General features: G+C 58.0%; 15 protein-coding genes and 1 pseudogene. 6 read left to right on the top strand and 10 right to left on the bottom strand.

The genetic code is table 11. The annotated features are described in order from the left end of the window. Positions 1 to 625 precede the first annotated feature (625 nt). Positions 626 to 2,070: pseudogene (locus WX88_RS00870) on the top strand (erythromycin esterase family protein). Positions 2,071 to 2,375: 305 nt separating this feature from the next. Here the strand turns inward: WX88_RS00870 and WX88_RS00865 are convergent. Genes WX88_RS00865 through WX88_RS00850 form a run of 4 tightly spaced genes read right to left on the bottom strand, consistent with a single transcriptional unit; the run spans position 2,376 to position 9,609 of the window. Then, positions 2,376 to 5,543: a type I restriction endonuclease subunit R gene (locus WX88_RS00865; protein ID WP_046242428.1), complete on the bottom strand. Its 3,168-nt coding sequence runs from the start codon at positions 5,541 to 5,543 to the stop codon at positions 2,376 to 2,378. Positions 5,544 to 5,549: 6 nt separating this feature from the next. Next, positions 5,550 to 6,656 (bottom strand): SIR2 family NAD-dependent protein deacylase, encoded by a 1,107-nt coding sequence (locus WX88_RS00860; protein WP_156175880.1) that lies wholly within the window; start codon positions 6,654 to 6,656, stop codon positions 5,550 to 5,552. Positions 6,657 to 6,662: 6 nt separating this feature from the next. Then, positions 6,663 to 7,949, bottom strand: a complete 1,287-nt coding sequence (locus WX88_RS30670) for a restriction endonuclease subunit S (protein WP_046242427.1) — start codon at positions 7,947 to 7,949, stop codon at positions 6,663 to 6,665. Further along, positions 7,939 to 9,609 carry a class I SAM-dependent DNA methyltransferase gene (locus WX88_RS00850; protein ID WP_046242426.1) on the bottom strand — a complete coding sequence of 557 codons (1,671 nt, stop codon included), beginning with the start codon at positions 9,607 to 9,609 and terminating at the stop codon, positions 7,939 to 7,941. The genes WX88_RS30670 and WX88_RS00850 overlap by 11 nt, the downstream gene beginning before the upstream one ends. Before the next feature lie 219 nt (positions 9,610 to 9,828). Between WX88_RS00850 and WX88_RS00845 the strand changes: the two genes are divergently transcribed. After that, positions 9,829 to 10,356, top strand: coding sequence for a hypothetical protein (locus tag WX88_RS00845; protein ID WP_046242425.1), 528 nt, complete (start codon positions 9,829 to 9,831; stop codon positions 10,354 to 10,356). A gap of 468 nt (positions 10,357 to 10,824) precedes the next feature. On the opposite strand, the gene WX88_RS00840 is transcribed toward WX88_RS00845, so the two are convergent. Next, positions 10,825 to 11,286: a YybH family protein gene (locus tag WX88_RS00840; RefSeq protein ID WP_052732217.1), complete on the bottom strand. Its 462-nt coding sequence runs from the start codon at positions 11,284 to 11,286 to the stop codon at positions 10,825 to 10,827. 157 nt (positions 11,287 to 11,443) lie between these two features. On the opposite strand from WX88_RS00840, the gene WX88_RS00835 reads away from it, so the two are divergent. Continuing rightward, the gene (locus WX88_RS00835; protein ID WP_046242424.1) at positions 11,444 to 11,737 is read left to right on the top strand and encodes a TIGR03643 family protein; all 294 of its coding nucleotides are present in this window, start codon (positions 11,444 to 11,446) and stop codon (positions 11,735 to 11,737) included. Positions 11,738 to 11,742: 5 nt separating this feature from the next. Here the strand turns inward: WX88_RS00835 and mtgA are convergent, their stop codons facing one another. After that, positions 11,743 to 12,504, bottom strand: coding sequence for a monofunctional biosynthetic peptidoglycan transglycosylase (mtgA, locus tag WX88_RS00830; RefSeq protein WP_046242423.1), 762 nt, complete (start codon positions 12,502 to 12,504; stop codon positions 11,743 to 11,745). A gap of 153 nt (positions 12,505 to 12,657) precedes the next feature. Here mtgA and WX88_RS00825 point away from each other — a divergent pair, with 153 nt between their 5' ends. Next, a complete protein-coding gene (locus tag WX88_RS00825; protein ID WP_046242422.1) occupies positions 12,658 to 13,293 on the top strand; it encodes an LON peptidase substrate-binding domain-containing protein in 636 nt (211 codons plus the stop codon). 257 nt (positions 13,294 to 13,550) lie between these two features. Next, positions 13,551 to 13,994 carry a GxxExxY protein gene (locus tag WX88_RS00820; protein WP_316932299.1) on the top strand — a complete coding sequence of 148 codons (444 nt, stop codon included), beginning with the start codon at positions 13,551 to 13,553 and terminating at the stop codon, positions 13,992 to 13,994. Between the two features lie 108 nt (positions 13,995 to 14,102). On the opposite strand, the gene WX88_RS00815 is transcribed toward WX88_RS00820, so the two are convergent. Both WX88_RS00815 and WX88_RS00810 read right to left on the bottom strand, forming a co-directional pair. Then, positions 14,103 to 14,915, bottom strand: coding sequence for a M48 family metalloprotease (locus WX88_RS00815; RefSeq protein WP_046242420.1), 813 nt, complete (start codon positions 14,913 to 14,915; stop codon positions 14,103 to 14,105). A 135-nt stretch (positions 14,916 to 15,050) separates the two neighbouring features. Next, positions 15,051 to 15,845: a murein L,D-transpeptidase catalytic domain family protein gene (locus WX88_RS00810; protein WP_231590590.1), complete on the bottom strand. Its 795-nt coding sequence runs from the start codon at positions 15,843 to 15,845 to the stop codon at positions 15,051 to 15,053. Positions 15,846 to 15,924: 79 nt separating this feature from the next. Between WX88_RS00810 and WX88_RS00805 the strand changes: the two genes are divergently transcribed. Continuing rightward, positions 15,925 to 16,344 carry a hypothetical protein gene (locus tag WX88_RS00805; RefSeq protein ID WP_197076629.1) on the top strand — a complete coding sequence of 140 codons (420 nt, stop codon included), beginning with the start codon at positions 15,925 to 15,927 and terminating at the stop codon, positions 16,342 to 16,344. A 128-nt stretch (positions 16,345 to 16,472) separates the two neighbouring features. Here WX88_RS00805 and WX88_RS00800 read toward each other — a convergent pair whose 3' ends face one another. Both WX88_RS00800 and WX88_RS27045 read right to left on the bottom strand, forming a co-directional pair. Then, positions 16,473 to 16,892, bottom strand: a complete 420-nt coding sequence (locus WX88_RS00800; protein ID WP_156175877.1) for a hypothetical protein — start codon at positions 16,890 to 16,892, stop codon at positions 16,473 to 16,475. Between the two features lie 177 nt (positions 16,893 to 17,069). Further along, positions 17,070 to 17,549, bottom strand: a complete 480-nt coding sequence (locus WX88_RS27045) for a DUF4199 domain-containing protein (RefSeq protein ID WP_052732216.1) — start codon at positions 17,547 to 17,549, stop codon at positions 17,070 to 17,072. Between the last annotated feature and the right edge of the window lie 131 nt (positions 17,550 to 17,680).

Below are 17,680 nucleotides of genomic sequence, written 5' to 3'. Positions count from 1 at the left end.
TGTAGAGACGCAACCCTTCGCGGCTCCCCGTTGAACAATGGAGCAATGTACCAACCAACGGCAGAATAATGTAGAGGCGCGACCCATCGCGTCTCGGCGTTGAACGATTTTCATTGAACGACTTGCTGGCGACGCGGACGCCGAGACGCGATGGGTCGCGTCTCTACACCGTTCAAAAAGCCGCTGGAACAATGTAGAGACGCGACCCATCGCGTCTCGGCGTTGCACGATTTTCGTTGAACGACTTGCTAACGGCGCGGACGCCGAGACGCGATGGGTCGCGTCTCTACAATTGTTCTGCTCTCCAATTCTGAGGCTCTTCAAAAAGCGAGAGCAAAATCACTCACGCAATTGCTCTCGCTTTTTGACGTTGCTTGAAAAACGAGAGCAAAATGCCGTCGCCAGAAACCACCCGCCTACTCTCGCGCCTGCGCGCTCATTTCAATCTGAGCCAACCCGAACTTGGCTACTGCCTGGGTCAGATGTCTCGGCTCCGCGTACTCCAGATGAGCAGGATGGGTTAACAGTCTTTTCTACTCTCAACCGTAGGTCAAACTCTTCCATAACACAATTCAGCTGAAGAGGTTAAAAGCTGGCGTTGCGAATACCATTCGCCGTTAGCGCCATGGCTCTTCATGTAAGAAACTCGCTATTGCCCGCAGCCTTGGCATTCGGGCTGCTGTTGGCTGAGTGCGGCAGCAAATCGACCGCAGACCAGGCTAATCAATCCGCGGCGGCGGAGCTGCCGGTGATGCAGGTGGCGGGCCCCGGACCCGACCAGGACCGCAAGCCCGTGAAGGTGCAAATCCCGAACTATCCCTTGAGTTCCGAGGCCGACCTAGACCCGCTAATCTGCGCCATTGGCAACGCCCGCGTGGTGGTGTTGGGCGAAGCTTCCCACGGCACCCAGGAGTACTACGCCTGGCGCGCGGCCTTATCCAAGCGCCTGATTCAGGAAAAGGGGTTTGACTTTATCGCCGTCGAGGGAGAATGGTCCGATTCGTACCGGGTCAATACCTTCATCAAAGGCCCCGCCCGGGACAGCGCGGCCGCCGTGCAGCTGCTGCGCCACTATAACCGCTGGCCTACCTGGATGTGGGGCAACTACGAAGTGGCGTCCCTGGTAACGTGGCTCAACACGCACAACCAAGCCCAGCCGGCGGCCAACAAAGCAGGGTTCTTCGGCCTGGACGTGTATTGCCTCTGGGAATCATTGGCCGACCTCATGCCCCACCTGCAAACCACCGACGGCACCGCCGTGCAAGCGGCCCAACGGGCGCAGCGCTGCTTTCAGCCCTTTAGCCCCAGCGCCGAAGGCTACGCCCTGGCCGTGGCCCGCGCCGACGCCAATTGCCGGGCCGAAACGCACCGGCTCTGGCAGGCCGTGCAGAAAACCACCGGCGAAGGCGTGCCGCCGAACGGGAGTTTGTGGCGCAGCAGCATGCGCTGGTGGCCCTCAACGGCGAGCGCTACTACCGCGCCTCCGCCAGCGGCTCGGCCGAATCCTGGAACATCCGGGACCGGCACATGACCGAAACCCTCCAACGCCTGCTCACCCTGCACGGCAGCACCAGCAAGGCCATCGTGTGAGAGCACAACACCCACATCGGCGACGCTCGCTACACCGACATGGCCAACAGCGGCGAGGTGAACGTGGGCCAGTTGATGCGCCAGGCCTACGGGCGCGAAAACGTGTTTGCGGTGGGCTTTGGCTCGTACCAGGGCTCCGTGATTGCGGCCGATGCCTGGGGCGCGCCTTGGAAAGTGATGTCCGTGCCCGAAGCGCAACCCAACAGCTGGGAAGACCTGCTCCATCGCAGCGGCCCCGGCAACAAGCTCATTCTTTCGCAGGACTTGCGCGACAACAAGTTCTTCAAGCGACGTCTTGGTCACCGCGCCATTGGCGTCGTGTACAGCCCCAAACTGGAGCGCTTCGGCAACTATGTGCCCTCAGTTACTCCGCAACGCTACGATGCTTTTGTGTTCATCGACCAAACCAAGGCGCTGCAGCCCCTGCCAACGCCCGTGAAAGGCAACGAGCCGCCGGACCTGTACCCCTCGGGCATGTAGGCCTGGGACAAGGCGGCTCTTTTAAGCTTCCGCGGCGCTTTGGCTGCATCGAAATCATCCGCGACGTGCAGGTGCCAGCCAGCGCCCTACTGGTCGGGCAATGATTGAGGAACTGAGCATCGAGCAGTTGCCCATGCTGCTGGTGCCGACTACGCCAAGACCGAAGCCCACGCGGCCGAGTTGGAGCTTGTGGTGTAGCGGGTTTGCTCTACGTTTTTGAGCGGGTTGAAAAGCGTAGAGCAAAACGTGTAAAAAATTGCTCTACGCTTTTTTCGTTTCGTGATAACGTAGAGCAAATATTCACACTATGCCCACTGCTCTGCCAACCGTTCGGCCTGCTGCATTACCAAGGCAATAGCATCCTCCTGTTTATCCGGCGGGTAATGGTGGCGTCGCAGTGTGATGCGTACCAAGTTGCGTAGGCGAGCCCGCACGCTCTCCCGCTTTTGCCAGTCAATGGAGGCATTTTTGCGGAGCTTCTCAGTTAACTCTAAAGCAATTTGACGCAGCACATCATCGCTCAGCTCGCCGGCGCTGGCGTTGTCGTTCAGCGCGTCGTAGAAGGCTAGCTCGTCGTCGCGCATCTTCAATTTCTCACCACGGGTAGCGGCTTCGCGCAACTCACGGGCCAGGTCGATGAGGACGACGATAACTTGGGCGCTTTCGATGAAGCGATTGTGGTATTTATTTAAAGCGTCAGCTAATCGCTCGCTGAACAGACGCTCCTGCACCACGTTGTTGCGCAGGCGCGATTTTATCTGGTCGTTGAGCAGCTTTTGGAGCAGGGCCAAGGCCAGGTTTTGCTGGGGCAGATAGGCTACATCGGCTAAAAATTTATCGGAGAAAATACTCAGTTCGGGCTGGTCGAGGCCGGCCAGCTTGAATACATCTTCGAGGCCGCCCGATACTACTGCGCCGTCGAGAAGCTGCTTGAGGGCGTGTTGCTGTTGGTATTCGCTCAGGCGGCGCTCAGGGGTGGTGGCTTTGAGGATGACGGAGCGCACAGCTTGCAGAAACGCCAGCTCGGTACGCAGGGGCTTGGCCTCGTCGAGGGTGCCGCAGAGCGAAAAGGCTTTGGTGGCGCTCAGCACCGCGTCGAAGAAGGCTTTGCGGTCGGGCTTTTCCAGGCTCAGTACGAAGTTGGCGGCGTTGGGTAGCAGCTGCATGGCCTGGGTTTCGTAGGCCGCGTAGTTGAAGCGGCGCAGCAGCGAGCGGCAGGCCTCCATTGCTTCCAGCAGCTTGCCCAGGGCTACGTGGGCGTCGGTGGTGGGGGTGCCTTTGCCGTTGTTGTCGGCGTAGGTGCGCAGAGCCTTTTTCAGGTCCTGGGCCACGCTGATGTAATCGACTATCAACCCGCCCTGCTTCTCGCCAAACACCCGATTTACGCGGGCAATGGCCTGCATCAGGTTGTGGTCGCGCATGGGCTTGTCGAGGTACATGGTGTGCAGGCTGGGCACGTCGAAGCCGGTGAGCCACATGTCGCGCACGATGACGAGCTGTAACTCGTCGGCTGCATTTTTGAAGCGCTTTTCGATAGCCTTGCGCACGCCGGCCGAGTATATGTGGGGCCGTAGCTCTTTGTCGTCGGCGGCGCTGCCGGTCATCACCACTTTCAGGCGGCCCTTGAGGGGGTCGGTATCGTGCCAGGTGGGGCGCAGCTTAATAATTTCGTCGTAGAGGCGCACGCAGATGTCGCGGCTCATGGCCACTACCATGCCTTTGCCTTCGAGGATTTGCTGGCGCTGCTCGAAGTGCTGCACCAAGTCGGCAGCTATTTCGGCCAGACGGGGCTGGGCACCCGCCAGCTTTTCCAGCTTGGTCCACTTAATGATGGCTTGGTCGCGGCGGGCTTTGTCTTCCTCGTCCTCGAATACCTCTTCTACGTCGGTGTTGAGACGGGCAATTTCCTTCTGGTTCTGCTCCAGCTTGGCCACGCGGCTTTCGTAGATGATGGGCACGGTGGCCCCGTCGCGCACGGCATCCTGAATGTCGTAGATGCTCACGTAGTCGCCGAACACCTCGCGGGTACTCTTGTCGGTGGTGTCGAGCGGGGTGCCAGTGAAGCCCACGAAGGTGGCCTGTGGCAGCGCGTCGCGCATATGCTTGGCGTAGCCGTACTGGTAGCGCCCGGTTTTCTGGTTCAGGTGGGCTTCCAGGCCATACTGGGTGCGGTGGGCCTCGTCCACTATCACCACTAGGTTGCCCCGGCCCGACAGCGCGGGGAACTGCTCCTCCCCTTTCAGCAGGCTGAATTTCTGGATGGTGGTGAAGAAGATGCCCCCGGCCGGGCGGTCGGCCAGCAGGGTGCGCAGGTGCTCCCTGTCCTCGGCTTGCTTGGGGTCTTCGCCCAGGAGCGCTTTGGCGTGCACGAACTGCTGATAGAGTTGCCCGTCAAGGTCGTTGCGGTCGGTCACGATGACCAGCGTGGGATTGCCCAGCTCGGGGCGGCCCATGAGCTTGCCCGCAAAGCAGGCCATTGAAATGCTTTTGCCCGAGCCCTGGGTGTGCCACACAATGCCGCCCTTGCGCGAACCCGGCACCACGCGGCGCCCGTAGCTGGCGCGGGGCTCGTGCACCTCGGCCACGGCCGGCCGGCCAGGCAAGGCCGCCGCCGTGAGGGTGGCCTTCACGGCCTCGCGCACGGCGTGGAACTGGTGGTAAGCGGCTATTTTCTTAATGAGGACGCCCTCGTTGTTCGGCTCGAAAAGGATGAAATGGCGCAGGTAGTCGAGCAACAGCTCGCGGTCGAAGAAGCCGCGCACCACTTTTTCCAGCTCGTATTGCAGCAGGGGCTGGTCGGCCTCGTCGCGCAGGGTGCGCCAGGGCATGTACCGGTCGCGGTCAGCTGTGAGCGAGCCGATGCGGGCTGTGAAGCCATCGGACACCACCAGCGCGGCGTTGGTCACGAACAGGTCGGGAATGTCGTGCTTGTAGGCTTCGAGCTGGTTGTAGGCGTCCCAGACGTCGGTTTTCTTGCGGTCGCCGAGGGGCGACTTTAATTCCAGTACCGCAATGGGCAGGCCGTTGAGGTAGGCCACCATATCGGGGCGGCGCAGTTCCTGCGCCCCGCGCACGCTCAGCTGGCGCACCACCAGCCAGTCGTTGCGTTCGGGCTCCCGGAAATCGACCAGCCACACCCGGTCGGGTTGTAGGTGGCCGTCGGCGTCGCGCACTTCTACCGGCACGCCCGTGGTGAGCAGCTTTTGAAACTCCTGGTTGCGCTCCGTGAGGCCCACCTGGGGCAGGCGGGCCATCAGGGCGGCGGCTTCTTCGAGAGCCGAAACGGGTAGGCCAGGATTTAGGCGGGCTAGAGCCTGCAGCAGGCGGTGGGGCAGCAGCACCTGTCGGGCATCGTCGGCGCGCTCGGCATTGGGACTATCGGTGCGCAGCAGGGTAGCGCTGTCAGCTACCTGCCAACCAGTTTCCTGAAACCAAACCTGGGTTGCTTCTTCGAGAGAGTGTTCGTTGAGCATAGCAAGCTAAGGTAGAAATCGGTTTTTTGCTTGAGCTGTCAACATCTCGATAAACTTCTCCACTAAATCATGACGGCCAGGCGGGTACCAAATGGGCCTAATATGGCATCGCAGTAGTTGATTTGTTTTCGCATGTTTATCATCAGGATTCTCAGGTGCGGGCAGTATAGCGTAATGGTCAGGAATTTGATAACTCGACGTTTCAGCTACGTTCTGAAAAAGCTGCATAGTCCAGTCATTGTCTAGGCTGCATCCAAGAAACAACAGTGAATTACTCACGTAAATCTGACGTAGTGCTTTAGGCAAATGTTTGTTATAATCAAATGGCTGCCCGTATCCTTCTTCGTACTGTTTAAAAGTAAAAACATAAGTATCAGGGTTCTCAAAGTCACCATGTAGCTTTAAAAGGCACCGGTCACCTTTCACCAATTTCTGCATAAATGGTCCGCTCTGATTGCCATTCATGTATCCCTCAAAAGGCATTTTATGCTGACTAAATATTTTTTCTAATGCTTGGTCAAAATTGGTTGTAACGACACAGCCGTAACTAATCCTCGGAAGTAGCTGGATTGGTCCTGCCATTACATCCACACTATACGTTCTATGTATATAGTCTGTGGTTTGGTCGGGGGAGAATTCATATAGTAATTGTGCAGCATCTAAAAGGCGGCCTTCACTTAATGCTCTGGTAAAATCAGAGTTGTTGAAGGTTGGCATCTCCCCTGCAAGCGCTTTCAATGCCTCGCCCCAAAGTGGCATATTCATTGGCTTTGACAAACCTGCTCCTACAAAAGGGACCAACCGCTGCCTGCGTACAGCATTAGCTACTTCTTTGAACCTCCCAAGTTGATTATTCTCCTTTAGTATATCAATCGCCTCTTCATATTTACCGGATAGAGCGTCACCTTCAAACTCTTGTATCGCCGTTTTATAGAGAGGTCGGTCCAACCAAAACAGTATTTTGCTGGGAGCATATGGCTTATCTCCCACAATAGGGAATTCCTCATATTGCTCGTCGAACCATTCGTTAAATTCGGCATTGCTCTCGTAAAGCTCTATATCTAACCCCCGGAAGGTGCCGACAAGTCTCTCTAGTTGCTCACTTTCTTCCATAGCCAACTAAGCAATAACCGTATTTAAAAGCTCTCCCGATAGCAAACGTGGTAGCAATTCCTCGCGCAGAGCAATCAGATTGCGGGATTCATCATCAGCAGATTTTTTGCTTTTAAACAAGGTGGTTGCAAACCCCTCGTAAATAGCAGCTAATTTCTTGCTTGGTATGATTACAGGATGCGTATGAACGTGATTCCTGTTAAGAGATGGCACAGCGGAACCAGCATTAAAACTTTTCAGGTCAATTCCACTGAGAAGTTGATAAACATAGCTTGGGCCTACATGCATAAACTTCTTTACCCACAAGGTTGTGTTCAATGGCCAAAAGTCATCCTGAACAAAGAACACATTACCAATAACGCCACTTCGTCCAGTGACTATTCCCGGACCTTTTACCATAAACTCGTTGTGCGTACCGTGTATTCCGCCTGCCGAAATCACAGAATACTTTCCTTCTGTTCTTACAGATGCAGGAAGGTCAAAACCTCTCTGCAATACACATAAATCTTCAAGCTTACCAACTTTCCACCCCACAGGCAACTCGCCCAGCGTTGAGTCTTCCAGCGCCGCCGGAAACAAGGCCAGCACCTGCGGCGACAGACCCAGCCGCTGGCAAATGGCGGCTTCGGCTTCGCCGCTGGCTTTGGCCCGCACCGGGTCGAAGTCCACGAACCATGACTGAAACAGCGCCCGCGCCAAGCTTTCCAGCGTCTCGTTCTGGCGGCGGTTTAGTTCGATTTTATCGTCCAGCGTGCCGAGGATATGGGCAATGCGGCGCTGCTCAGCGATTGGAGGAATAACAAATGGAAGCGCCCCAAGAATTGAAGTATTAAGGTTGGGCATCGTTGCCCCATGTGCATGGCGAACAATCCAACTGCGAACTGCAGTGTGAGATAGATAGAAAGAGGCAAACAGTGAGTCAACAAACTCTTCACTGCCAAACCGAACTCGTAAGCATCCGGTACCACAAAGCCAGCCGTCCTCATGGCTTCTCACTAGCGCCTTACGTTCTACATCGCCTCGTCGGCTGTAAACGATATCACCTTCCCGAACTAGATAACGGTTGAGCCGTGCTGCATCAGCGGGCGTAATCCTCGCTATTCCCTGCTCGTTAATTCTATTGTCGCCGATATTCTGTGGCATAATCGAAGGAATCCCTTCTGCTACATAATCGGCAGCGTGTAACTGACTTCCAAATGGGCCAGTCTGTATTTCCCCACCGCCCCGTTTGCAAGCTTCGCCCAAGGTGGTATTTTCCCAGCCTTCTACCGAAAACAAAACTTCACTTGCCATAACCCAACCCTGCTAAATTTTCCTCAATAACCGCCTGCAACCGCGCGCCTTCGCTGAACTGCTCGCGCAGAATGGCGGTGAGGCGGCCTATCTTGTCAGCGAAGGGTTCGGAATCGGCTTCTTTTTCTTCGGCGCCCACGTAGCGACCGGGCGTCAGCACGTAGTCGTGGGTCGCTATTTCGGCCAGGGTGGCGCTGTAGCAGTAGCCGGGCTGGTTGGCGTAGGCGGCGTGGCCCTGCTGCCAGTGGTGGTAAGTGCGGGCAATGTCGGCCACGTCGGTGGGGCGGAAGTCGCGCAGCACCCGGTCTTTCATGTAGCCCTTCTGGCGGGCATCGATGAAAAGCACCTGCCCGCGCCGGTCGTAGCGGCCGGGGCCGGCGGTTTTGCTGTTGCTCAGCAGCCAGATGCAGGCCGGAATCTGGGTATTAGTGAAGAGCTGGCCAGGCAGGGCCACCATGCACTCCACCAGGTCGTCTTCGAGCAGCTGCCGCCGAATCACGCCCTCGTTGTTGGTGTTCGACGACATCGAGCCGTTGCTTAGCAGCAGGGCCATGCGGCCGGTGGGGGCCAGGTGGTAGAGCATGTGCTGCATCCAAGCAAAGTTGGCGTTGGAGGCCGGGGGCAGGCCGTAGCGCCAGCGGGGGTCGTCGCGCAGGTCTTCCTGCCCCCACTCGTTCATGTTGAAGGGCGGGTTGGCCATGATGAAGTCGGCGCGCAGGCTCGGGTGCAGGTCGCGGCGCATGGTGTCAGCCGGCCCGTCGCCCAGGTTGTACTCGATGCCCCGGATGGCTAAGTTCATGCAGGCCAGCTGCCAGGTGGTGGGGTTCGACTCCTGCCCGTAGATGGCCACGCGGCGCTTCTGCTCGGCGGCGTTGTAGTGCTTGGCGGCGGCGTGCTGCTCAATAAAGTCGTCGCTCTGCACGAAAAAGCCGCCCGAGCCGCAGCAGGGGTCATACACCCGGCCCTGGTAGGGCTCAATCATTTCCACTATCAGAGCCACGATGCTCTTGGGCGTGTGATACTGCCCACCTTTCTTGCCCTCGGCGCTGGCAAATTCACCCAAAAAATACTCGTACACGTGCCCCAAAATGTCTTTGGAGTGGAGGCCCAGCTCGCGGTTCTCAAACGGAATGGTAGCCACCAAATCCAGCAGCTGTCGCATCTTGGTATCTTCTAGCCGCAGGCGGGCGTAGTCTTTGGGCAGCACGCCCTTCAGGGGAGGATTATCGCGTTCAATAGCATCGAGGGCATCATCGAGCAGGTGGCCCAGGGTTTTAAATTTGTAGGGCTTGCCGTCAGGCAGCGTGATTTCAGTGTTGGCCGCCACCTTGGCATTCTCTACCAGGAAGCCCCAACGGGCCATTGCGGGCACCCAAAACACGTTGGCCTCCTTATAGAAGTCGCGTATTTCGAGCTGCTCGGCAATAGCTTCCTCATCACCTTCGAGGTAATAGTCAGCGTCTGGGTCGCGGAACTGCGCGGCTAGAGCTTGGTGCCGCTCGGCAAAGGCATCGGAAACGTATTTGAGAAACACCAGCCCCAACACGGCGTGCTTATACACGGCAGCGTCGAGGTTGGAGCGGAGTTGGTCGGCCGCCGTCCAGAGGCGGCGGTCCAAGGCTTTAAGAAATTCGTGTTGGGCGTCGTTCTGGACGGACATGTACTGTCAGTTTGGGAAGAAAAAGAATGCCCTGCGGCAATTGCACGAAGATAGCAGCATCACCTGACCAAATGCAGTAGAAGCACCTCACTTCGCTTTTTTACGATTGTTTTGTCTGCTCTACGTTTTGGAGCAACAAAAAAACTGTAGAACATAAGTCCATTGCAATTTGCTCTACACTTTTCGCGTTGTTCCAAAACGTAGAGCAAAACGCCCCCAATGGAATCCATCCCCACCGCCCTCCTGCCCCGGCTCCGCACTTTTTTTTGCTTGAGTCAAACAGCCTTGGGCTACTGTCTAGGCCTGAGCAAAACGATGGTCTCACAAGTAGAGCGCGGCATCCGCCCCCTGCCCCTGCCGGCCTCCCTGCCGCAAGCTGCCCTCACGCTAGCCTACCACAACACTCCCACCGAGCCCGACCCCGAAGCTCTGGACCGGGCCGCCCTGCACAAGCAGCAGCGCGCCTGCCAGCACCGGGCCGACCAGCTTGCGTACGAGCTTAGTTTATTACCAGAGCGGGCCGTCTGGGCCCGACGGCGGCTGACGGCCCTGCCCGTGCTCACGGCCGCGTTGGCGCCGGTGGGTACTGCTGCGCCAGCGTGGCTGGCCGGCTTCGCGGCCGAGGCCCGTGCCGAGCTGGTCCGCAGCGGGAGCACGGCCCAGGCCCGGTTGCGGCTGCGCATCGCCGGGCTGCGGGCCGAAGCAGAAGCCGCCGCCCAGGAACTACGGGATAGTGACGCAGCCTGACAACCCAGCGCTGAGCGGTGCTGCCCCAAACGTGCGGATGATGAGGCGCAGGAAGCAGTTTTTACCCATTTAAATAAAATTTATAAATATTTTTAATAAGCTACGCAATAATGCTCGGCTTAGTACTGTTTAGGAGGCAGCGGAGCGCGGGAGCGAGCCGGCATTTAAGTAGTTTAACCTAGACCTAGAGCCCAGGTCCCGTCATGCCGAGCGCAGCCGAGGCATCTCGCGTGCCACCACTACTCCCTTTTTGACGACTGGTTTACTATTGCACGCGAGATGCCTCGGCTGCGCTCGGCATGACGGGACCGGACGCGACAGGACGGGACCGGCTTTTTGCTACGGGTATTCTGGCTTGAAAACCAGTGCGAACCACTGCTTTTGCACTGCGACTACTACGGGAAATGACGTTGCAGTTTTTGGTGCGGAAGCTCTCACGGAGTCGTCCACAATACCCTGGCCGGCTCCTCACTGGCTATTGGTGTGGTCGGCCACCACCACCCACTTTCCATCAATCTGCCGTAGTACCAGCAGGAAATAACCCTGCACGTCCCCCGCCGCCGGCCGCGCCAGGTGCCAGCGCCCAACTACCTGCGCCGCGCCTGGCGCCAGCAGCGTCACCCGCAAGCCGCTGAAGTCGAGCTGGCCCATGGCGGCGGCATCCGGGTAGTTTTTCTGATAATTAGCCAGCGTGGACTGCCAGCCGTACGTGGGCCCCTTCCGGCCGATGAACACCAACGAATCAGACTGCCAGTAGCCCCGCATGAACCCCGGAATATCGCCCCGGTTCCAGGCCGCGGTTTGGGTCGTGAGCACCTCGACGATGGCGCGGCGGGCCTTAGACGGGTCGGTTTTAGGCGTGGCCTGCGCGGCGGCTTCAGTCCCGGCCAAGCAAGCCAGCAGGCCCAGCGTCAGTTTCAGGTTGGTCATGGCAATAAGGGCAAGAGGAATGTTTTGATTGCAGGCGCAGGCCCAATCTCGCCAACAACTGGAAATAAGCTGCGGCAAGCGCCCATCAAAAACGGTTTACAGCTGTTTACCTCCCTATAAGAGCAGCAATTACCAGCCGGATTGCACCCCAAAATCCATGACACCCACACCCACGCCCACCCTCACTGCCCCCGACATCGACCGCATCATCGAGATGGCTTGGGAAGACCGCACCCCATTTGAGGCCATTGAGCAGCAATTCGGGCTCAACGAGCAGGCCGTCATCACGCTCATGCGCCGCGAGCTGAAAGCGGCCTCCTGGCGCCGCTGGCGCGCCCGGGTACAAGGCCGAGCCACCAAGCACCGCGCCAAAAGCCAGGTCGATGACGCCCGCTTCAAATCTACGTTGCAGCGCAGCATCACCGGCAACAAAATCTCCAAGCGCGGCTAAGCGGCCTATTTCAGCATCCCGGCCACGTAGGAGGTGCCACCCAGGCGGCGCATGTTGCGCAGCACCCGCAGCTGCTTGGCCCGCGCCACCGGCCCCGGATTAGAAGCCCGGAATCGCAGGGGGTTGGGCAGCACGCCGGCCAGCAGCGCCGCCTCGGCGGAAGTTACCCGGCTGGCCGGCTTACCGAAATACCGCTGGCTGGCCGCTTCCACGCCGAAGGTGCAGTCGCCCATCTCAGCCACGCTCAGGTACATTTCCATGATGCGGCGCTTGCTCCACATAAACTCGATGAGCACCGTGAAATAGGCTTCGGCCGCCTTGCGCACGTAGCTGCGCCCCTGCCACAGAAACACGTTTTTGGCGACCTGCTGCGAGATGGTGCTGCCCCCCACGATGTGCTTGCCATCGCCGTTCCAGTTACGCTTGGCGGCCTTGGTCAGGGCATCAAAATCGAAGCCGTGGTGGATCAGAAAGCGCTGGTCTTCGGCCGCCACCAGCGCCAGCGGCACGGTTGGGGCCACTTCGTCGAGGGTGCGGAAGCGGTAGCGAATGTGCCGCGGCTCTTCCTGAATGCCGTAGTAGCCCAGGCCCACGGGCGGGTGGGCGCGCCGGTCCAGCATCAGCCAGGTGGCGGGCGGCGACACCCACCGGTAAATCAGCACCCAGGCCACCGAGGCCAGAAACAGCGCCGCCACCACTTGCAGCAGCAGACGGCTGGCCTGCTTGAGTAAAACGGAAAAGTCAGGAATAAGGGAAGCAGTAGACATTAGAACAAAAGTAGCGTGACATGCGGGGTTTCGGCTTTCCCAGCTACCTTTCGAATGCTTCCATCAAGCTCGCTTCGGACGGCGGCGCAAATCCAACTGCCGGTTTTATTTGTTCAGCCTTCGCTTATTCTCCCTTCATCAGTTCTGCTTCCCATGTCGCGTCTGCTTCCGCTGTTTCCTCTCAACTTGGTGGTTTTTCCGGGGGAGAAACTTAACCTGCACATCTTCGAGCCCCGCTACCGCCAATTGGTACGCGAGTGCATCGAACAGAATATTACCTTCGGCATCCCGCCCTACCTGGACAATTCCCTCAGCGAGCTGGGTACCGAAATGCGCCTGCTGAGCGTGGAGCAAACCTATTCCAGCGGCGAGCTGGACATCCGCACCAAGGCCGTGGGGGTGTTTCGCATCAACAAATTCTACCGGCAGGCCCCTGGCAAGCTCTACGCTGGCGGCCAAATCGAAGACGTGGTCCAGGACGATGTCGCCGACCCCGTGCTGCGCGAAATCATCACCAAGCAGGTCCGGCAGCTCTACGAAGCCCTCGGCCTGCGCAAGCTTCTGCTGGAGCTGACCCCCGACTACTGCATCTTCGACGTGGCCCACCACATCGGCTTCAGCACCGAGCAGGAATACCAGCTCCTGGCCACCACCAGCGAGCAGGAGCGCCAGGAAATCGTGCGCGACCACCTCGACACCATCCTCCCCGTAGTCCTCGAAACCGAGCGCCTCAAGGAGCGCGTCCGCCTCAATGGGCACTTCAAAAATCTAACGCCGCCTAACTTCTGACCGCAGATTGAACGGATTTTAACGGATGAAACGGATTTCTTGTGGTTCTGCGCAGGGTTGGTTTTGGGGCATGCTGTGTAGCGCTGGCGTCTATTTTTCTGCTTTCTGATTTTGAAGCTGCTTAGAAAGTACTGGCGGAAAAGAGCAGGTAGCATCCAGAACGTCATGCTGAGCTTGTAGAAGCATCTCTATCACAGTAGTATATGATTTACTTTGGCGGTAGAGATGCTTCTACAAGCTCAGCATGACGTCCTTTCTTGACTACGGTTCTTTCGCCTGATTATTTAAACAGCTTCTTTGGCTCTGGTCCTGGTATGGTTGATTTAGAAGAGTACAATAAGTTGACCGGGGCAATCATTGGCTGCGCCATGACGGTGCACCGCAAGCTGGGGTGGGGTTTCCCGGAAGTGGTTTACCAGCGGGCGTTGGCTATTGAGCTTTATAAAAACGAGTACAGCGCTGAGCGGGAAGTGGATTTGCCCATTTTCTACGAAAACGAAAAAGTCGGCTCCCGAAGAGTCGACTTTTTCGTTGAAAAGAAGGTATTGGTCGAGCTAAAAGCAATAGACCGCCTAATCATGGCTCATCATGTCCAAATCATCAACTACCTGGAAGCATTTGAGCTACCAATCGGCCTGCTCATCAACTTTGGCGCATCAAGCCTGGAATTTAAACGCTTCATCAAAAGCCAAAAGCGTTGATGAAATACCGCTAACCCAACACTAACACCAGCAAGAAAACCCAACCCTGTGCAGAACCACAAAAAATCCGTTCCATCCGTTAAAATCCGTTCAATCTGCGGTCGCTGGTCACTGTTTCAACCCCGCTGGCACCCCTTGCGGGAACTCCGCCGCAATTTCCTGCTGCAATTGAACGATGCGGTTGCCGGGGTCCGGGTGCGTGCTCAGGAATTCGGGCGTGGAGCCCCGGCCGCCTTGTTGCTGCAATATCTGCATCACCTGAATCATGGCGCGCGGGTCGTAGCCGGCCTGGGGCGTGAAATCCACGGCGAGCTTATCGGCCTCCAGTTCATCATTGCGGCTAAAGCGCATGGTGATAACCTTGGTAATGGCCGCCGCAATAGCGGCCTTCGCCACCGAGCTGGCGGGGCTGTTGGGGTCGTAGGAGGCAATGGTCGCGGCCCCGGCCAGGCCCTGAGTCAGGTTCGATTTAGCCACCTGCGCCGCCGAGTGCCGGCCCACGACATGGCCAATCTCATGCGCTAAAACGCCCGCCAGCTGGGCCTCCGTAGTCAGGTGCTTCAGCAGGCCCTGGGTGATGAACACCTGCCCGCCGGGCAGCGCGAAGGCATTCACCGTTTGGTCGTCGGCCAAGAGGTGAAACTGGAATTTGTAAGGCGTTTGGCCGGCTTTGGTGCTGGCAATTATTTTTTGGCCGACTTGCTGCACGGCCGCCCGGGCGCGGGCATCGGGGCTTTCGCCGCCGTATTGAGCCGCCATTTGGGGCGCGGCCTGCAGGCCCAGGGCAATTTCCTGTTCGGCACTCATGCTCACGTGCTGGGTTTCGCCCGTCACCTCGTTCTTGGAGGTATTGAAGTAGTAGCCAAACAGAGACACCGCCGCCACAATGATGGCGATGATAAAGCGGAGATTAAGACGCATGGAAGGGATGAGAAGAGTGAAGAAAGAGAAAAGGGCTGCTGTCTAGCTGCCGCCACCAGGTGCTGACGCTGCCCAATGCGCTTTTAACGCGTCCTTTCCGTTCTGGTTATTCTCCATCTCTCATCTCTTCGCGGCTTATCGCAGCCCCGCGTAGGCCTGCACCGCCGTATCAACATTCAGCCACCGGGAGTGGTAGCCGGTGCCCGCCGGCCCGTGCAGATACAGCACACTCCCGCCTTTGATGGTTTTCACGATAGCCGTTGTTTCGGCTACTGGCAAGGCGGGGCAGCCCTGGCTGCGACCGAGGCGGCCGTGGGCTTTCACAAAGTCTTCGCACACGTATTCGGCCCCGTGCACCACCACAGCCCGGCTTTCGGCGTTGGTGTTGAAACCCGGGTCGAGCCCCACCAGCTTTAGCGAGAGGCCATGCTTGCCAATGTAAGTGCTGGCAGCGGTGCGATAAAACCCCAGGCTACTCATCTCCGAGCCGTCCTTATTGGAAAAAGCTACGGGCACATCGGCCCCGCTGGCCTTACCGTGCGCCACCAAGGTGTGAAACAGCACCTTGGCTTTCTCCACATTAATCACCCAGAGCCGCTTCTGCTGACTGGATTTGCTAAAATCGATGAGCGTGAGCACCGGCGGGCTGCTGGCCGGCCGCAGATTGTAGTAGCCCACGAGCCCTTCCCGAAACACGGCCAGCGGCAGCCCCGAGGCCCTAAGGTTCAGCTGGGCGTATAGCTGGGCGGTGCGCTGCTCAAAAGCCGCCTGATAGTAGGCCCGGCGGGCGGCAGCCGGCAGTTTGGCCGCCTCTGCCGCGGGCGTAGTCTGCGCCGCAACGGGCCCGGCGGGCACCAACAACCCCAGCAGCAAGCCAACCCCCAATACCCTTCCCAACACCTGCCACATAGAAGCTGTAATAACTTTCAAACAATTTAATGGAAAACGGTATACACCTTCAGGCCAAATTTAGTGCTTAGTTTCGCCGCAAATCCAGTAGTAATTGCCGATGCCAACCTCCTTTTTGTCTGCCTATAGTTTGCGTCGGGCAGTTTCGGCGGTCTGCTGCGGGCTGCTCGTGGGCTGCGGCCACGCCCTGCCCAAGCTGCCGGGCTTCGACGCCGAAACGTGGCGCGCCGACCCCTACGCCTGCCGCGACCTGCGCCGCGCCGCCGTGCCCACCCTGGTGCAAAACAAAGAACAGCTCTACGAAGCCCGGGCCAACGATGTAACCGCCCTGCTCGGCCAGCCCGACGAAGAAGAGCTACGCGCCGGCACCGAAAAAGTATACTACTATTACCTGGAGCCCGGCACCCAGTGCGAGGGCCGCCACGCCCGGTCCGGGGCCGCCTGTCTCAGCCTCCGTTTCGGCCCCCTGGGTACCGTCACAGAAGTCCTAACCGACCCGCTCACCCCCAAAAATAAGTAACGAAAAAGGCCCGTCAATTGCTTGATGGGCCTTTTTCGTCGTTTCGGCTGGTTATTCAGTTAGCGCCTTTTCCGAGGCACTGGCTAGTGGTTCATAGCGCGACCAGGTATCCAAACCCGGCAGGGGTGCTAGCCCAGCCCATTGCCCGCGTTGGTGGGGGCCGTGGCTGGCTGGCCGTTTTCCTGCTGTAGCTGGCTCAGCTGCGAAGGCGTTAGGATGCGGCTGCAATCCTTCTCGTACTGCGCTTCGAGTTCAGCCTCTTTGGCCACGCGGGTGGCCTCGTCGTTCTTGTACTGGCGGTGGATGCTGTTCAGACGGGCCACTTTCGTCCGGTTCAGCGGCAGTAGCTTCAGAAACTGACCTTCGTTGAGGTGCAGGCGGCTGGTCATCTCGCGGGTAATGGCCACGGCATCCGTGGAAATTGGCTTGCTGACGGTGGACTTGCTAGCGGCCGGGCGCTCCGTCAATCGGTCGGCCATTTGAGCATTGGCTGCAAAAGAAGCAAGTGCGCAAAACAGCATCATGGCGGCAGTAACAGATTTGAGCATAAAAAGAAGTTTGTGTGGGGAGAGGGTTTATTTTTGTTCTTAACGGATGCAATTTATACTTTATTTTATTTCTAATCTAAATTTTTCTTTTAACTATGTAATTTCAAACTCAACTGACACAAAAAAACGGCCTCGCATCCGAGGCCGTTTTTGAAGGCTGATTACAGGTAATAGTGGTTAATCGAGGCTGGCTATCGGCTGATGGTCGGGGCTCTTGAAATACTGCATGGCCACGAGCGCGACGATAACACCCGTCATCGAGCCCAGCAGGATGATGCCCAACCCGCCGATAAGCACGCCCAGGTCGGCGCCAAACAGGTCGCGGGCCTGCATCCGTTGTGCGGCGCCCACGTCGCCCCCGCTCAGGCCACCCAGCACCCAGAAAAACCCAGCCAGCAGCACCGAGGCCACCAGCGCTGTGATAATGCCCGTGCTAAAGCCTTGCAGGTACGACATCCGGTTGCCCCGGCTGCGCTTGAAGCGTTTGATGGCCAGCACCACGCCCCCGCCGAGAATTACTAAATCAAGTGTTCCGGCTTCGATTTTATCAAGGAAGCCAGCCAGGGCCGCAATGCCCGTGTAGACAATCAGCACCACGGCCGTCATGATACCCATACGCAGGCCGTTGTTTTCGGAGGTTATTGAATGTTCAGCCATTCCCAGGGGTCAATTGAAGGTGAGGAATTACCGGTCGAGCCGGCGGTTTAGCTTTTTATACTTACTCTGGTACTCAGAGGTTATACTAGGGCTGTTTTTTCACCTTCAGGCCCGCTGTTTTGCGCACGTGA

It is taken from the genome of Hymenobacter terrenus (genome assembly GCF_000972495.1).
In the GTDB taxonomy this organism is placed as follows: domain Bacteria; phylum Bacteroidota; class Bacteroidia; order Cytophagales; family Hymenobacteraceae; genus Hymenobacter; species Hymenobacter terrenus.
Note: the sequence above shows the minus strand (reverse complement) of the source record. Positions and strands in the feature narration are given on the sequence as shown.

Coding starts and splice junctions, on each gene's coding strand:
- WX88_RS27045 (WP_052732216.1), bottom strand. CDS start 17,549: ATGGCTGAACATTCAATAACCTCCGAAAACAACGGCCTGCGTATGGGT.
- WX88_RS00840 (WP_052732217.1), bottom strand. CDS start 11,286: ATGACCAACCTGAAACTGACGCTGGGCCTGCTGGCTTGCTTGGCCGGG.
- WX88_RS00800 (WP_156175877.1), bottom strand. CDS start 16,892: ATGCTCAAATCTGTTACTGCCGCCATGATGCTGTTTTGCGCACTTGCT.
- WX88_RS00815 (WP_046242420.1), bottom strand. CDS start 14,915: ATGCGTCTTAATCTCCGCTTTATCATCGCCATCATTGTGGCGGCGGTG.
- WX88_RS30670 (WP_046242427.1), bottom strand. CDS start 7,949: ATGGCAAGTGAAGTTTTGTTTTCGGTAGAAGGCTGGGAAAATACCACC.
- WX88_RS00850 (WP_046242426.1), bottom strand. CDS start 9,609: ATGTCCGTCCAGAACGACGCCCAACACGAATTTCTTAAAGCCTTGGAC.
- WX88_RS00835 (WP_046242424.1), top strand. CDS start 11,444: ATGACACCCACACCCACGCCCACCCTCACTGCCCCCGACATCGACCGC.
- WX88_RS00825 (WP_046242422.1), top strand. CDS start 12,658: ATGTCGCGTCTGCTTCCGCTGTTTCCTCTCAACTTGGTGGTTTTTCCG.
- WX88_RS00860 (WP_156175880.1), bottom strand. CDS start 6,656: ATGGAAGAAAGTGAGCAACTAGAGAGACTTGTCGGCACCTTCCGGGGG.
- WX88_RS00865 (WP_046242428.1), bottom strand. CDS start 5,543: ATGCTCAACGAACACTCTCTCGAAGAAGCAACCCAGGTTTGGTTTCAG.
- mtgA (WP_046242423.1), bottom strand. CDS start 12,504: ATGTCTACTGCTTCCCTTATTCCTGACTTTTCCGTTTTACTCAAGCAG.
- WX88_RS00805 (WP_197076629.1), top strand. CDS start 15,925: ATGCCAACCTCCTTTTTGTCTGCCTATAGTTTGCGTCGGGCAGTTTCG.
- WX88_RS00845 (WP_046242425.1), top strand. CDS start 9,829: ATGGAATCCATCCCCACCGCCCTCCTGCCCCGGCTCCGCACTTTTTTT.